The organism is Dolichospermum sp. UHCC 0260 (assembly GCF_009711985.1).
Classification (GTDB): Bacteria; Cyanobacteriota; Cyanobacteriia; order Cyanobacteriales; family Nostocaceae; genus Dolichospermum; species Dolichospermum lemmermannii.
Genome location: NZ_VIKZ01000018.1, coordinates 97,914 through 114,740 on the forward strand (window position 1 = coordinate 97,914; position 16,827 = coordinate 114,740).

Here is a 16,827-nt window from a genome sequence, read left to right on the forward strand (position 1 = left end):
TTTTTGTAATATCCCTATCCCTAAATTATTTTAAATAAATTGAGTATTTGTAATTTGTATTTTGAGAATTTTATGTTTGAAAATCGTATATATTAACCTTAATCATAAATTCCTAAACCCTAAAAACACAACTCAAACAAACATCCTGGAAATCCTTAAATCCTGGATATCCTGATTCAGACAATTTAATTTTATAACCCTATGAGTTTTGACAACGTTTGCAAACTATTAGCAGAAAAATATCCCTTTGATTTTGCTAAATGGTTGCTTCCCCAAGCACCAAAAACCATCAAAGTCTTAAAAACCGAATTGAGTATAGAACCAATTCGCGCTGATTTTGTCACCTTCCTACAAACAGAAAATCGCATTTTACATATTGAATTTCAAACCAACCCACAATCTAAACCTCCGATTCCTTTTAGAGAGTTAGACTATTCAGTGAGATTAATCCGTACATATCAAGTTCCTGTAACCCAAGTTGTGATTTTCTTACAAGAAACAAATGATCCAATTGTTTTTACTGAAGAATATGTTAACGAAACAACACGACACCGTTATCGTGTAATCAGAATGTGGGAACAAGATTCAGCATTATTTCTCAATAATCTGGCATTATTACCATTAGCACCATTAACACAGACAAATTCACCTCAAGGCTTATTATCCCAGATTGCCAATAATGTTGCTAAAATTGCAGATAGGGAGACTAAACAGGATATTGCAGCTTACACAGAGATTTTAGCAGGTTTGCGATTTGAGAAAGACTTTATTCGTCAATTGTTAAGTGAGGATATTATGCAAGAATCAGTCATTTATCAGGACATTTTGCAGAAGGGAGAAAGAATAGGAGAACAAAAGGGAGAACAAAGAGGAGAAATTAAATTTTGTTTGTTTTTACTTAATCAACGGTTTGGGGAAATTGATTCTTTAATAGTTGAAAAAGTCAAAGGTTTACCTGTTGAACAGTTAGAAAATCTAGGTGCGGCGTTGTTTAATATTTCGGAAGTTGCTGATTTAGTCACTTGGTTAAATCAACAAGATCATCAGAACTAATAATTTGTGGGGTTGGGTTGCAAAACCCAACCTACTTGATAATTACAAATTTTTCATTAAAGCTACTAAAATTTTCATTAAAGTTTCTAAATCATTGGGGACACGATAAAGGTTTAGATCTTGAGTAATTTCTTTTGATTCCCGATGTAAAATTACAAATTGCCAAATATTACCAATAGAAACTGCACCATACAGGATAGGATGATCAATAGGAGACCAATTATCAAAGGCAATTAATTCTACAGCTAATTGGACAATTCCTCTTTCTAAATCGGCATTTTTAGCTTCAATAACTAATAATTGATTGTCAGCTTTAATATAATAATCAACAACTCCTTTTAATTGATTATTGATATTCAACCCATACTCTACTCTAACTTTAGCATGGGTATAGTGAATTAGTTCCATAATTACAGGAGCAGTTAAAAATTCTCTCCTGGCTGTTTCACTGGTTAAACTCTCCGAAAATTAAATATGCGTGACATGAAACCTCTGTAGAGACGTTCCATGGAACGTCTCTACAATCTTTACCGGAGATGTCTAATGAATTATCTCCTTTGTTAGCGTTGTTTATATTATAACTGCTTATATTATATTCCTCTGTGTTCTCTGTGCCTCTGTGGTTCATTTAATTATTTTTTATACAAAACAAGAAAGCGGAAAAGCGGGCAAGATGCCCGCACCACAAGATAGAGAATCTTAAAGGCTGTGTTTGTTAACCTACATTAGCAACATAAGGACTCGTCAACTTATCCAACTGCTGAGTTAACAGACTGAGGAATAAACCCACATCTGTCACCACACCTACAGATTCTATTGAACCGCGATCGCTCAATTTTGTCACTACAGCCGGGTTTATGTCCACACAAACCATCTTCACACCAGCCGGAGTCATATTTCCCACCCCAATAGAATGCAGCATGGAAGACAGCATCAAAATCATATCTGCACCTTGGATGATTTGGGAATACTCCTGTTGTGCTAAAATCAAGTTCATTTGGGTATCGGGTAAAGGTCCATCATCCCGAATTGAACCAGCGAGGGAGAAGGGAATGTTATTTTTCACACATTCATACATCACCCCACTTTTCACCACTCCCGCTTCCACAGCTTTAGCAATGCTACCAAAACGGCGGACGATATTAATGACTTTTAAATGATGTCTATGTCCACCACGCACAGCCACGCCCCGCTTCATATCCACACCCAGGGATGTTCCCAGCAGGTTTTGTTCCATATCATGAACAGCGATCGCATTTCCGCCCAAAAGACCCTGTACATAGCCTTCTCGAACTAAGCGACAGAGATGTTCACCCCCACCTGTATGAATCACCACAGGACCTGCCGTGACAACTACTTTACCGCCGCTATCCTTAATTTTACGTAATTCCCAAGCTACTTGTTCCACAACTAATTCCACCCGTCTTTCGCTGGAAACACCGGAAGACATGAAGCTGAATTCTTGAGAATTGCGTTGTTCGCGTGATTCGGCTTTGCGGACGGTGCGGATACCCAATACATCGACAACCACTTTATCGCCGATTTCTAAATCACGGAGGAGTTTGCATTTTGCTACTATACCATTAGCAGTTGTGGAAATAGCGATCGCCCCATCCATGCGTTGATTTTGCACCTTCAGCCATTCTCCATTTACACGAATTTCAGTAGGATAAATCGTGCTGACATAGAAATCATCAGGAGCAACACCCGCTTGAATCACAGGTTCTAACTTAGAATCGCGCTCATCTTGGGGTAAATCCACCGCACCCAAATCAATCAACTGGGAGATGATTTCTTCCATCACTTCGTGAGATGGTGCAGATACCCTCACCTCAGCCGCAGATGTACTTTGACGTTGTTCTCCCAAGTTGAATTTGAGAACTTGGAAACTTCCCCCCATTTCCACAATTAAATCTAAAGCGCGGTTAATCAAACCTGCATCTAGTAAGTGTCCTTCCATGCGGATGACACGACTTTCTACAGATGCGTTAGCGTAAATTTCCTCGCCAATAGGTTCTGTTACTCGCAAAGTCAAGCATTTAGCCGCACCACCAGCTTTGAGAAATTCTGTTAAAGGGGTTTCAATGACTTGGAAACCAACTTCTGCTAACCGTGATTTTAAACTTTCACTGGCTTTGTTCATAATCACGATGCTTTCCACATTCACCGCATTACAAGCAAAGTTAACAGCATCAGCTTCTTCAATAGCAATCCGCTTTTCAGGTGCGACGCGCATTTCAATCACGCGGTTAGAGTAGGAATCAAACGCACCAGGATAATACAGCAAATAACCATTCGCCAAAGGACAAAAGCAGGTATCAAGATGATAAAACCGCTCATCCATTAAGCGTAGGGAAATCACCTCAATGTCCAGCCATTTAGCCAGGTAGGGGTGAGAATCCAATTCTGAGCGGAAACCGTATCCAGCCCATAACCAGCGTCCTTCTCGGTCTAGGAGTGCATCACCAGCACCTTCAAAGGGGAGGTCTTTGGGAAGAGTGTAAACATTAAAACCATTTTGTTCAAACCACTGTTGAAAATACGGTTCTTCACCTTGGCGTTCCTTATGCAAAAAGCGGCTGAGAACGACGTTTTCACCAAGGACTAAACCCGCGTTAGCACTGAATACCATATCAGGCCAGCCTTTTTCGGGGGCAACTAAATCAACAATGGCATGATCTTTAATTACATGGTATAATTTATTCCATTGCTCCACAGCGCGTTCGCGGGAGGACTTATGAATATTCCCTTCCATCCAAGGATTAATCACATAATCCACATCATAATGGTCAGGAGCGCACATCAAAAAACGAATTTGGGAAACCATAAAAATCTTACTAACTTCTAAAATGCTACTAATGTCTTCTGGATACAGAGTTTTGGTGATCCAATTCTGTCAAATCTGCTACTTAACCTCTACCTTCTGTTCTTGGTAGGCTTTACAAGGATATCGTTATTATTCTATTACCACTAGGGACAATGTGAGAGATAAGAGCAAAAAATATGTTATGGGGGATGTTATAGTGCTGATACTAGCATCTAATAAGATTGAACTTCAGGGAAAAATACCATGTCAAATATTCGTCATATTCCAGAAGGAACTTCCTTAAATAACCCAGTATATGCAATTCATAACCTTGAATCTAGACTTGTTTCTTTAGATGAACAACAACAAGAAATTTCTTCTAAATATCCTCCTGGAGCGCAACGGATTAGAGGATTAGCTGGAAGTGGAAAGACTGTCACATTTGGTCAACGTGCCGCTACTATCCACAAAGAGCATCCAGACTGGAAAATTGCCTTTATTTTCTTTACTCGTTCTCTTTATGATCAGATTATACATGAGAGAATTTCTACATACTATCAAAAATTATCTAATGGACAAAAGCCAAATTGGAATAATTTAAATGTACTCCATGCTTGGGGCGCAAAAGATAGGGATGGTTTCCATCGCAAACTGGCTAAAGAAAGTGGTATAAAAGCCCTAGATGTTAATGATGTAAAAAGGATTTTTGGTAGAAGTGTTGATCCAGGAATTGCCTTTGAATATATTTGCGATCAATTAGAAAAACAAATTATTAATTATCCCCAGCTTTATGACGTAATTTTAATTGATGAAGGACAAGATTTACCACGTGCTTTTTATCGTTTAGCCAGAAATACACTTACCGAACCAAAACGTCTTTATTGGGCTTATGATGAAGCGCAGGGGATTGGTTCATTAATAGTACCTAAACCAGAAGCAATTTTTGGCGAAAATGTAGTAAATTTACGAGGTCGTGCCGAAAATTTTAATATATCCTATAGAACTCCCAAACAATTATTAATGATTGCCCATGCTGTGAATATGGGACTATTAAGAGATGGAGGGGTTTTACAAGGTGTAAGCAAGACAAAAGAATGGGAGATTTTGGGTTATACAGTATTATTTGGAGACTTTAGTGATGCAAGTGTTAAAGAGAAAAAACTGGTGAAAATTGAACGAGAATATGATCAAAGAAAAACAGATCCACAAAAACATCCAGTAAATCTTCATCCCATAGATCAAAATGATTTTCCTTATCAAGATGCAATTGGAGATATTTTAAAAATAGAAAGTTTTGAAAATGAAGAAGATGAACAAGAATGGATAGCTCAACAAGTCGCAAATGATTTACACCAAGGATTAAACCCACGAGATATTATTATCACAGCCCTATGTGGTGATGATGAAAAAATCTATTTTAAAAACCTGAAACAAGTTTTAACTAATTATGAAATTCCTGCTTATATTGCAGGAACAGATGGTAGTCGTGACATTTTTCAAAAGGATGGTTGTGTAACAATATCTAATATTTATAGAGCCAAGGGCAACGAAGCCTATAAAGTTTATGCTTGTAGATTTGATTATGCAACCAAACCTCTGAGTTGGAAAGAAGAAAGTGAGCTTCACAAACGAAATGAAGCGTTGGTAGCTATAACCCGTGCCAGAATTTGGTGTGTGGTTACTGGTTTAGAATCTCCTATTTTTGCAGAATTACGCCAATATAAAGAACAATTTCCTTATTTGATTTTTCCAGCCTTCAATAAAAATTCTCTCAAAAGAGTCACAGATGAGTTAGATTAATAAATAATTAAGCTGAAGAATATGTAGTTTACGGGTTTGCGTCTTAACCCATCAACTTGTATCCAGTAGTTTTATTTAAGCAAGACCAGAGTTTTAAAACACTGTTACAAGGTTTAGGAACAGCTTCGGAAAGTCAAATTAAATCAGTTTTAACTGAACGTGAAGTATACTTGAGAAGGTCATAACTTGCGTTTTTACATCCATATATCCCCTTTAAGCAAAGGCTCAAATTGTGACCTCGCAAAGTATAGTACAACCAGAAGCAGAATTAACTCCTGAAATTATTACTTCTCTTAAACAAAAATAAGTAATGCAACGAGAGTGTAAGACAACAAACAAGTGATAGTATTTTTTACTGGTAATATAGGCGAAAAATGAAAATCAAATTCTCAAACTTAGGTAGTATTCAAGAAACAGAGTTAGATTTGCGTCCTCTGACAGTAATTATTGGACCAAATAACTCAGGTAAAACTTATATTGCTTATTCTACTTATGGTTTGTGGCAGCGTGCTAGACGCACTCTAAGTAGACGACGACCAGGTGATCATAAATCAGAACTAGAACTTAAGCCTGAAGAACACGATAGGTGGTCGCTTAAAATAGATCATAACTTGCTTGATTTTTTTATCAAAGATATTGAAAAAATAGCAAAACATTTTGGAGAAGACAAATATTTTGGTGTACAACAATTTTTTCAGGATTCAAGTCGTAAACTTTTCTCGACAACATCATTTGAAATGATAATTTCTCAACAAGAAGTAGAAGATGCTATCAATCAATTAATTCAGCAAGATGCTATTCCTCTGACAGATGAAACTTCTCTTAAACTTACCCGTAAAGAGGATGTTTTATTCTTTGAAATTCAACCTAAAAATGAAGAACTAAGTAAAAATCAAACATTACATCTTACCAATAGATTTATCTCTAGTGTTAAAGAAGTGCTTTTTTCTAATATTTTTCCATTTCCTGCTGAACGAAATGTGTTTATAAATATATATAAAATATTGGAAACTAAAAGATATAGAATTCTTAAACAAAAACAAAGAGAGTCATTTATCAACAGTACCTCTGAAGAGAACTTTGGCTTACCTCAACCGCCAATAGCAATAGATATCCGTTATCCACAACCAGTAGAAGATTTTTTAGATTTTCTATCTGAAATAGAACTTCAAGAAACAACCAAGATTAATTCAAACAATAAAAACGAATTTCAGAAATTAGCAGATGAGATTGAAAAACAGCTACAAAACAAAAATAAAACTAATTTAAAACCTACTAAGCTAGGTGGAAAAGAAATAAAAGTTTTAGTTAAAAAAGGTTTAGAAATTGATCTATATAATGCTTCATCTTCTATCAGGCAACTTGCACCATTACTGTTATATTTAAGATATCGTGCAAGTAAAGGTGATTTTCTGGTAATAGATGAACCAGAGATGAACTTACACCCAGAATCACAAGCAAAGCTACTTGAAGCATTATCTATTCTTGTTAATCTTGGTGTGAGAATTTTGCTCACAACTCATAGTCCTTATGTTATGGCACATCTGAATAATTTAGTTAATGGTAATCATGAAAATCCTGAAATATTAAAACGTCAATCTTCATCTTTATATCTTCAAGATGAAAGAGCATTTTTACCTATTGATAAAGTTAGTGCTTATGAAATGAAAGATAATAAATTAGTTTCATTAAATGATCCAGATTATGGCATTAGATGGGATACTTTAAGTGATATTGCTGTAGATATTCAACAAAAGTTTTTTGAAATTTATGAAGCAGGACAAGAAAAAGCAGATGAAACAGAAGAATAATTTTGCTCAAATTCTCAAAGACAAAAAAGATAAACTCAATTGGCAAAATTTTAATTTTCTAGAAAATATGCTGGTGTTTAGTACAATGCGTACAATGCCAGGAAGAAATGCTCCTCCAGAAAGTGGAATACATTTTCGGATAACTTTAGATTCTCAAAATAAAGCTATATGTATTTTATTTAAAATAGATCGAGATCATCAAAAAAATGATCCTCTAATAACAGATAAAAAACTAAGAAGACCAGATTATATGTCTCTTTATATTGATTCCGAATCTTGCATTTGTACTATCATTGAAATGAAAGGTAAAACTATTGATGAATTGAAGCGTGGAATAGATCAAATTTTACAATTGAAAGAAATTTTACAATTTGAAATTTTCAATCACTTATCAACAAAACTAAAAGTTAAGTATCAAGGAATTTTATTAACTACACCTAATGCAGATATCCCACTTAAAAAAATCACGCAAGTAAATTCACCAGATTTTAAAATTGTATCGCTTAAATGTGATCAAAAAGCTGAATTATATCCTTATGTTTCTAAGTCAAATGACTTTAAAGATAGATATAAGCATCAGAAAATCACTGAATCAACACCTTTATTTATTGAACAAATATTAACAACAAGATCATTACCAAAGCGTATTCCAGATGAATATTATTCTAAAAATTTTTCCAATAGTCAGGATAGAGAAGGAATTTATATCAATTATTTATTACCAAATGATACCGATTATATAACTTTATTATCGAATACAACACTTACCGAAATTAATATGGAGGAAAATGAATACATGAAAGAGATCATAGAAGAATTAAAGTTACTCAATTTAATAGATAGATTAGCAATAAAGTTTTCAAATAACCAAATATCAAATTATGACAACTAACACAGCTAGTAATCAAAGCTTTAAAACACTGTTACAAGGTTTAGGAAAAGCTTCCGAAAGTCAAATTAAATCAGTTTTAGCTGAACGTGAAGTAGTACAACCAGAAGCAGAATTAACTCCTGAAATTATTACCTCTCTTCAACAAAAAATAAGTAATGCAACGAGAGTGTAAAACAAAAAACAAGTAATGGTGGGTTACACCGTTGCTAACCCACCCGACAATGAAATATTTGCTGTTATGAAAACCTATTTGTTAGGTTGAGGAGTCATCCGCAAATAAGGCTTAATTTCTGCATAACCTTTAGGAAACTTAGCCTTGAGGACTTCAGGATCTTTCAAAGAAGGAACAATTACCACATCTTCACCATCTTTCCAGTCTGCGGGAGTAGCAACACTGTAATTATCGGTTAATTGCAGAGAATCAATGACGCGCAAAATTTCATCAAAGTTGCGGCCAGTGCTGGGAGGATAGGTGAAAGTCAGACGGAGTTTTTTGTTGTTGTCTATAACAAAAACAGAACGCACAGTAACAGTAGCCGCTGCGTTGGGGTGAATCATATCATAAAGTTCAGAAACCTTACGATCTGGATCTGCCAAAATTGGGTAATTGAGAGTGGTGCTTTGGGTTTCTTCAATGTCACCAACCCAGCCATTATGAGATTCTACATCATCAACGCTGAGAGCGATCGCTTTCACATTGCGTTTATCAAATTCTGGTTTTAGTTTGGCAACAGTTCCTAGTTCGGTGGTGCAAACTGGTGTAAAGTCAGCAGGATGAGAAAATAGTACCACCCAGCTATCACCAGCCCAGGTGTAAAAGTCAATTTCCCCATGAGTAGAGGCTTGAGTAAAGTTAGGTACTGTATCACCAAGACGAAGAGTCATGTAAGATTCCCTGTATTTTAAGAAAACATCTATATTCTACCGTGACAGTATGACACAAAAGACCGATTACCCCATCGGGCTGTCGCGGTTTGCAACAAAATTTTAAGTTTAAGCCAGGTGTTGTTCAACTTTTGCAACTAATTCATTTGTCCAATGGTGGACAAGTTCAGCATTAGCGGCCTCTACCATAACTCTAATTACGGGTTCTGTTCCCGAAGCCCGAACTAGGATTCTACCATGATCACCCATTGCTACTTCGGCAATAGCGATCGCTTGTTGCACAGGTTGACAACTTTCCCATCCTAAGCGTCGTTCCCGATCTAATACTCGCACATTCCGTAAGATTTGGGGATAGGTTTGGAAACTTTGATCTACCATTTCTCCCAAGGAAAGATTAGCCTCTTTCACTACCGCTGCAATATGCAAGGCTGTTAATAAGCCATCCCCCGTCATGGCATAATGACTACACAGGATATGTCCCGATTGTTCTCCTCCCAACATTCCCCCAGTTTTCTGCATTTCCGCTTGCACATATTGATCACCAACAGCGGTACGAATTAATTTACCACCTATTTGTTCCCAAGCTCTTTCAAAGCCTAAATTAGCCATAACAGTGGAAACTATTAGATTATCTGGGAGTTGTTGTTTTTGTTGTAAATGGCGACCCCAAAGGTAAAGAATGTAATCACCATTAACGGATCTGCCCGTATTATCCACAGCTAAAACCCGATCTGCATCGCCGTCAAAAGCAAAACCCATATCGGCTTGATTGGCGACTACAGCGGCTTGGAGAATATCCAAATGTGTAGAACCGCAATTGACATTAATGCGATCGCCATCAGCTTCATTATGTAAACAAATAACCTCCGCCCCCATTTCTGTAAATACCGCCGGTGCTAAACCCACCGCTGCACCCCAAGCTAAATCTAAAACAATCTTCATGCCTTGGAGAGTCAGTCCAGATGCTAAAGGTGTTTGGATAGACTGGCTATATGTTTTAATTAACTCTGTTCGTGAATAATGTCTGCCGCAATTATTTATGTTCAAATCGGGGGATAATTGACCTCGTAATCCCGCCTCAATTTCCCCTTGTAGGGCTTTGGATAACTTTCCACCCTGGGCATCAAAGATTTTAATTCCATTGTCTTCTGGGGGATTGTGGCTGGCGGAAATCATGATTCCCCCAATGGCATTAGTGATGCTGGCCAGATAGGCTACACAAGGTGTGGGGCATAATCCCAAATACCACACTTCTAAACCAGCAGCGGTTAACCCAGCACTCAAAGCCATGGCTAACATATCACTGGAGTTTCTGGAGTCTTGTCCCAGGATAATTGGTCCTAGATCAGTGGCATAATTACGGAGGACAATTCCCGCCCAAAAACCCACTTGTAAAGCCAAAGGTGCATTCAGTAAGTCTCCCACCTTCCCGCGAATGCCATCTGTACCAAATAAAGCGTTGGTTGGCAGTGGTATGGAATTGAACATCCCACTATTTTCAACTTCGGAAATGCAGCCTTGAGTTCGAGCCATTGATGAAACCATAAATTTAAAAACTCCACACAATCACACAGGAGAATAGCACTTTCTTCCATCATTCTTGACGTTAATAAAATGCCAAAGGAACTCATTGCTTAATTATTTTTAATATAAATTCTCATCAAATAGTTTTAATCTTACGTTTTAATGGGGTTTTTTCACCATTATGGACAGAAAACTTTCACAGTTAATTTTTTTACAGTTGAGAATTTTAATGTCAGTAACCCAGCCCTAAAGGGACTGGGCTTACAAGAGTAATCAAGTAAGCCGTACTGACCAGACCACCCTGAGCGTAGTCGAAGGGTAGCCGTTATTAGAGTCACGACACCCCGGAATGCGTAGCCCCTTCGGGGTTCAGCAGTCGCTCATGGGGGAAACCCCCAAGACCGCGCTGCTTCACTAGTTCCTTGCTCTGTCATTTGCAATTAAACAGTTTTAAGGTCACTGAAACAGTGTTGCAAGTTTAACAAGCTCTGATAACTGGTCGTTCGCGCAAGCGTGCCGGAGGCATCTAGCTAACATTACCCCAGAAATGGGAGGCTCTTTGGAGCAAAACATTATGCGTACAGAGTTGGAAAATTTGAATCGGTAATTGTCCCGTTGAAAGTACATCACAAAAGTACCCCGAATTTCTCAACTCCAAGGCGGTAATGAAAAAATATTCAAAGTGGTTAAAACCACCCGTGTCGCTTCCCTCTCAGGGCTAAAGCCGCTGAGTTTTCCATTTACTAGGTATTCTTATGAACAGCAATTTAGCAAGCAAATTACGCATAGGTACAAAGAAAGCACACACAATGGCAGAAAACGTGGGTTTTGTCAAGTGTTTTTTGAAGGGAGTTGTGGAAAAAAACTCCTACCGCAAGTTGGTTGCTAACTTTTACTTCATTTACTCCGCTATGGAAGAGGAAATGGAAAAACACAAGCATCACCCAATTTTGAGCAAAATTTACTTTCCTGAACTTAACCGCAAGCATACCTTGGAGCAAGACTTAACTTACTACTATGGTTACAATTGGCGAGAGGAAATCAAATTATCTGCTGCGGGTGCGGCTTATGTAAACCGGATTCGGGAAATTTCTGCGACTGAACCAGAATTATTAATTGCTCATTCCTATACCCGTTATCTAGGTGATTTATCCGGGGGACAAATCCTCAAAAATATTGCCCAAACGGCGATGAAATTGGGTGAAGGTGAAGGAACTGCTTTTTATGAGTTTGCAGATATTACCGATGAGAAGGCATTTAAGGCTAAGTATAGAGCCAATTTAGATGCTATGCCTATTGATGATACTACAGGCGATCGCATTACTGAAGAAGCAAATGCCGCTTTTGGTGTGAACATGAAGATGTTCCAAGAGTTGGAAGGTAATTTGATTAAAGCGATTGGCATCATGGTTTACAATGCCATGACTCGGAAACGGACAAAAGGTAGCACTGAATTGGTAACTGCGGAATAATGAATTGAGAAATATTCACTTTTTTCACAATATCTAGGGGTAACAGCCTTATGATTGTTTTCTATGGAGGAAAGCAACCAGAGGGAAGTTGCCCCTAAATTTTTATCACCTACCGTGAGTGTTATTTTCCTGGTAAATTTCCCTGGTAAAATAAGTAAAATTACTAATCCAACATCCACAACCCAAAAAGTTATCAAACAATGATCCGTTTAAAACCCTGGCAATGGATAATCTTAGTTTCACCAATTGCAATAATTGTTTCTTTTCTTCTCATTTCCGCAGGAACGCAAATTCACGCTTGGGGATTAAGTTGGATTTGGGCTTTATTTACATTTGTATTTGTCGGTTGGCGGTGGTTGCTGGTACGCTGGACTAAACCGGCAATAAATCAAATTGAAGCTGTATTTGCAGAAGTTCGAGAAGAATTAGAAACTACCACAGAGAATAATTTAGTCATCGAAACAGATAGGACTAAAGCAGTAGAAACCGCATTACAAAATATTCTTACCGCAGCCGCAAATGATTTACCTATTTGGGAAGATTGGCAAACTTTTTGGCGAAGATGTCAAGATTTAGTAGTAGCAATTTCTCATATTTATAATCCTCAAGTTAAATATCCGCTTTTAAATATTTACATTCCCCAAGTTTACGGTTTAATTCGGGGTACAGTAGATGATATGGATCAATGGATGCAAAAATTATCTCCTGTTCTCAATCAAGTTACCGTTGGACAAGCTTATCAAACCTATGAAGTTTATCGTAAATTAGAACCATCTGCCCGTAAATTGTGGAAAGTTTGGAATTGGGCGCAATGGGTATTAAATCCTCTTACTGCGGTGGCAAAAAAAGCTAGTGAAGGTGTGGGAAATCGCGCTTCTCAGGAATTATTAATAAACTTGAGTCAACTATTAAGAGAAGCAGCTTTGCGGAACTTATGTAAACAAGCGATCGCTCTCTATGCAGGAACTAAAATTGAATTACCTATCCCCACCCTACCCCAAGTTAAAACCCAAACCCTGCGGGACATTCTCACCCAAGCTGAACCCCCGGAAATCGTTGCCCAAAAACCCGTAAATATTCTCATTATTGGGCGCACAGGTGCAGGTAAAAGTAGTTTAATTAATACTCTTTTTCAAAATGAATTGGCTGCGGTTGATGTTTTACCCAGTACAGATACAATTCAAAATTATCATTGGGAAACGGAAAATGGGGAAATTCTCAACCTTTGGGATACTCCCGGTTATGAACAGGTAAAACGGGAAGATTTGCGAGATTTAGTCATTGATTATGCTATTAATGCTGATTTATTATTATTAGTTACTCCAGCACTAGATCCAGCTTTACAAATGGATGTAGATTTTCTCCAAGATGTCAAATCAGAAGTGGCAGATTTACCGATTATTACCATTGTAACTCAAGTAGATCGTTTACGTCCTATCCGTGAATGGCAACCTCCTTATGATTGGGAAAACGGAGAAAAACCAAAAGATATTTCTATTCGAGAAGCGACAAAATATCGCCAACAACTATTAGGAAATTTTGCTAATTTAGTTTTACCAGTCGTTACAAATGACCCAAAAAATAATCGCAATGATTGGAATATAGAAGCCTTATCTTCAGGACTATTAGCAGCAATAGATCCGGCTAAACAATTACGACTAACTCGCTTTTTACGGAATTTAGAAACTCGCACCACAGCAGCAGCTAATATTATTGAGCATTACACATTTCAGATGACAACTACCCAAGGAATTGCTGCATTACTAAAAAGTCCCGTTTTGCAATTTATTTCCACATTATCAACAGGTTCTCCTACTCTTGCTTATTTACTCGCAGAACAAATTCCCATTGAACAATTACCCATAGTTATTGGTAAATTACAAATGGCTTATGAACTTTTTCCCCTATTAAATATAGACAATTCCAAATCCCGCAACTTTGATTTATTATCTCTATGGCCATTGTTGTTAGAAAACCCATCTACACCAGATCGTAATGCTTGGGCTTTTGGTCATGCTTTAATAGAATATTGGACGCAAGATTTAACAATAGAACAATTGCGAACTAGATTTGATTATTATCTTCAGCAATGAGAAATTAAGGATTTTTTATGTAATTCTTTTATCCGCTTGAGTAGAAATTATCACAATAAATATTTCGGAGATATCTATGACCAGGGATAGTAATACAAAGTTGGGTTAAGAGATATTATTTGTTCAATAGTAGTTAACAAGTGACCCGAAAAATATCTTTTTTTCCTCTGCGGTTTAAGAAGTAATTTATCGAACCACAGAGGCACAGAGGACGCAGAGGAAAGAGGTTCAATTTCCAGCTATGCACCATCCTTTACTGTTGATTTTCGTTAAAATCACGATTTTTTCTTTAATGTTAGCTATAGGATGCAATCTTTGTTTTGAAGAAATGCTTTCTCTATGGCGAAAACCTGCTTTACTATTCCGGGCGCTTTTAGCCGTTGTAGTGCTAGTTCCTCTAGTGGTTATTGTCCTGCTAAAACTGTTTAACTTACCCCCAGAAGTAATGACAGGATTAGCCTTGTTAGCGGCTTCTCCAGGTGCGCCTCTGACCACAAAACGAGCGCAAATGGCTGGATGTAGATTTTCCTACTCAGCGAGTTTTCAGCTAACTCTCGCTATACTTGCAGTCTGCGTTACTCCTATTACCTTGGAAATTTTTGTCACCCTATTTGAGAATATTTCAGAAAAAGTGACAATTTTAGAAGTTACCCGACAAGTGATCATGGTACAGTTATTGCCTGTCAGTATCGGTCTGTTGCTGCAAAAGTTTGTACCTAAATTTGCCGAAAATATCGCCCAACCCTTAAATTTTATGGCTAATAGTCTTTTTTTCGTACTGGTTGTTTTGGCTGGTATTTTAGGGATTCCTCTATTTTTCAAAGTGTGGGGATTACCAATAGTTGTAATTACCATCATGGTAATTGCCTCTCTAATAATAGGACACAGTTTAGGAGGTAACAATGATGATACACGACCGATTTTAGCAATTTCCTGTATTGCTCGTAATGTTGGTTTAGCCTTGTTTATCGCCATTTTGAATAACGTAGAACAAAAGGTAATTCCCGCACTCATAGCCTATGTAATTTTAGGAGCAGTTCTAGGTAGTTTTTACTCAATTTGGAATAAACGCAAATTAGAGCAACAACCTAACTAAATGCGGTTTTTTCCGTTACATAATGGCGGTATAAATTATGTTTCGCGCAAAGACACAAAGGAGCAAAGACGCAAAGTTTGAGATTTGATATTTTCCAATTTAATACTTTGATTCACTAAGGCTATTGTAATTAATCTCTATGCCTGGAGCGTGAAAAAAGCTAAATTATGGCATTATTTGAACAGCTAGAGAGCGGGTTATCATTTGTTGTGACTTTGCTGAAATTTTTACTAGAATCTATTTCTGTTTTTTGTATTTTATTGGGTGTATTAAAAAGCGGAAAAATAGCAATTTCTCTGAACCATCATCATAGTCAAAACCGATTTTTGCAAATCCGGCTCAACTTTGGCATTTGGCTAGTGCTGGCATTAGAATTTCAATTAGGAGCAGATATTCTTTCCACAACCTATCATTCAACATTTGAGTCTCTAGGAAAACTAGGAATTGTTGCCTTAATCAGAACTTTCCTCAATTATTTTCTGACTCAAGAACTTAATCAAAAACAATAAAAGTAATTATTCAGAGGTAATTTACAGGCATATTTTACCACAATGAATCAGCCACTTATCAAATCAGAAACACCTGAACAATTGTCTACCAACGATTTAGCGGCAGATCGGACAGAACTAGCTAAATACCGCAGTCGAGCAGCAGCAGACCGCACATTAATGGCGTGGATACGCACCTGTCTTTCCTTAATTGGTTTTGGTTTTGGTATTCCCACCATTGTCAGAGCGATTGAAAATACTCGTCTGAGTCATCATCTCAACCCAGTCAGATTTTCGGTGATTGTGGGACTGTCTTTTATTGTTACAGGAATGTTGGGAATGGTTTTAGGGTTGAGAGAACACCGTAAGTTACTTAAACAAATTCAAAATAATCGCTATACCTACGAAACCTCTCACAGTGCGGAAATTATCGGAGTGGCTTTACTTGTAATTGGCTTAGTTAGTTTTCTTGGTGTGGTAATTCGGGCAATGAATTTTTGACTTTTGATTTCACGGTGGTACTACTTCCCCTTCTATTTTCTCTCCTTATTACGATAGAAGGGATTTACTAATGCTTTATGTGTGAGAATTTTTTAGGGTGATATTTTGTCATTAGTACCATCGTTTGGCCAAAATGTGTTGGCTTTTTTCTCCCATTGATGCCATTTTTCCATCACGTCTTTAGGTTCTAACCAATGTACAATAGCTTCATCTGGAGTGGTGACAATTACTAAAGCATTGTTAATTCTTAATCCATATTGACGATTGACAGCACCCCAATAAGCCGCAAGTTGTAAAGGTTCATCATAAAGAGGTTTTATGCGTTCTGCGGTTTTAAATTCAATCACACAGGGAATATTGCAATAATTCGCTACACAATCAACTCTACCAGCATAGCCAAGATAGC

The 16,827-nt window shown here is 37.3% G+C and carries 14 protein-coding genes and 1 pseudogene; 10 read left to right on the forward strand and 5 right to left on the reverse strand.

The features are described from left to right. Positions 1-201 precede the first annotated feature (201 nt). Positions 202-1,053 (forward strand): DUF4351 domain-containing protein, encoded by an 852-nt coding sequence (locus tag FJR08_RS09350; protein ID WP_148764390.1) that lies wholly within the window; start codon positions 202-204, stop codon positions 1,051-1,053. A 42-nt stretch (positions 1,054-1,095) separates the two neighbouring features. Here FJR08_RS09350 and FJR08_RS09355 read toward each other — a convergent pair whose 3' ends face one another. Next, complete coding sequence (locus FJR08_RS09355; protein ID WP_254435723.1) at positions 1,096-1,461, reverse strand: hypothetical protein; 366 nt, start codon at positions 1,459-1,461, stop codon at positions 1,096-1,098. Between the two features lie 307 nt (positions 1,462-1,768). After that, complete coding sequence (locus tag FJR08_RS09360; RefSeq protein WP_168632982.1) at positions 1,769-3,880, reverse strand: TIGR00300 family protein; 2,112 nt, start codon at positions 3,878-3,880, stop codon at positions 1,769-1,771. A 243-nt stretch (positions 3,881-4,123) separates the two neighbouring features. Between FJR08_RS09360 and FJR08_RS09365 the strand changes: the two genes are divergently transcribed. The 4 genes from FJR08_RS09365 to FJR08_RS09380 all read left to right on the forward strand — a co-directional run bounded on the left by FJR08_RS09365 (position 4,124) and on the right by FJR08_RS09380 (position 8,534). Continuing rightward, entirely contained in the window at positions 4,124-5,659 is a 1,536-nt protein-coding gene (locus FJR08_RS09365; RefSeq protein WP_168632983.1) for a DEAD/DEAH box helicase, read from the forward strand. A 374-nt stretch (positions 5,660-6,033) separates the two neighbouring features. Further along, positions 6,034-7,470, forward strand: coding sequence for an AAA family ATPase (locus FJR08_RS09370; RefSeq protein WP_168632984.1), 1,437 nt, complete (start codon positions 6,034-6,036; stop codon positions 7,468-7,470). Further along, positions 7,454-8,362 (forward strand): hypothetical protein, encoded by a 909-nt coding sequence (locus FJR08_RS09375; RefSeq protein WP_168632985.1) that lies wholly within the window; start codon positions 7,454-7,456, stop codon positions 8,360-8,362. Before FJR08_RS09370 ends, FJR08_RS09375 begins: the two co-directional genes overlap by 17 nt. Beyond that, positions 8,352-8,534, forward strand: coding sequence for a hypothetical protein (locus tag FJR08_RS09380; protein WP_168632986.1), 183 nt, complete (start codon positions 8,352-8,354; stop codon positions 8,532-8,534). The genes FJR08_RS09375 and FJR08_RS09380 overlap by 11 nt, the downstream gene beginning before the upstream one ends. Positions 8,535-8,608: 74 nt before the next feature. On the opposite strand, the gene FJR08_RS09385 is transcribed toward FJR08_RS09380, so the two are convergent. Together FJR08_RS09385 and glmM are read right to left on the reverse strand one after the other, a co-directional pair. Then, complete coding sequence (locus FJR08_RS09385) at positions 8,609-9,247, reverse strand: peroxiredoxin (RefSeq protein ID WP_168632987.1); 639 nt, start codon at positions 9,245-9,247, stop codon at positions 8,609-8,611. A gap of 108 nt (positions 9,248-9,355) precedes the next feature. After that, complete coding sequence (gene glmM / locus FJR08_RS09390) at positions 9,356-10,792, reverse strand: phosphoglucosamine mutase (RefSeq protein ID WP_015080037.1); 1,437 nt, start codon at positions 10,790-10,792, stop codon at positions 9,356-9,358. A 734-nt stretch (positions 10,793-11,526) separates the two neighbouring features. Here glmM and FJR08_RS09395 point away from each other — a divergent pair. The 5 genes from FJR08_RS09395 to FJR08_RS09415 all read left to right on the forward strand — a co-directional run bounded on the left by FJR08_RS09395 (position 11,527) and on the right by FJR08_RS09415 (position 16,421). Then, positions 11,527-12,243 carry a heme oxygenase (biliverdin-producing) gene (locus tag FJR08_RS09395; RefSeq protein WP_168632988.1) on the forward strand — a complete coding sequence of 239 codons (717 nt, stop codon included), beginning with the start codon at positions 11,527-11,529 and terminating at the stop codon, positions 12,241-12,243. A 200-nt stretch (positions 12,244-12,443) separates the two neighbouring features. Next, positions 12,444-14,336, forward strand: coding sequence for a GTPase family protein (locus tag FJR08_RS09400; RefSeq protein ID WP_168632989.1), 1,893 nt, complete (start codon positions 12,444-12,446; stop codon positions 14,334-14,336). Positions 14,337-14,577: 241 nt separating this feature from the next. Next, the gene (locus tag FJR08_RS09405) at positions 14,578-15,432 is read left to right on the forward strand and encodes a bile acid:sodium symporter family protein (protein ID WP_168632990.1); all 855 of its coding nucleotides are present in this window, start codon (positions 14,578-14,580) and stop codon (positions 15,430-15,432) included. Between the two features lie 167 nt (positions 15,433-15,599). Then, the gene (locus FJR08_RS09410) at positions 15,600-15,941 is read left to right on the forward strand and encodes a DUF1622 domain-containing protein (protein WP_168632991.1); all 342 of its coding nucleotides are present in this window, start codon (positions 15,600-15,602) and stop codon (positions 15,939-15,941) included. 42 nt (positions 15,942-15,983) lie between these two features. Beyond that, a complete protein-coding gene (locus FJR08_RS09415; RefSeq protein ID WP_168632992.1) occupies positions 15,984-16,421 on the forward strand; it encodes a YidH family protein in 438 nt (145 codons plus the stop codon). A 92-nt stretch (positions 16,422-16,513) separates the two neighbouring features. Here the strand turns inward: FJR08_RS09415 and FJR08_RS09420 are convergent. Further along, a pseudogene (locus FJR08_RS09420) lies at positions 16,514-16,827 on the reverse strand (exonuclease); the annotation flags it as partial.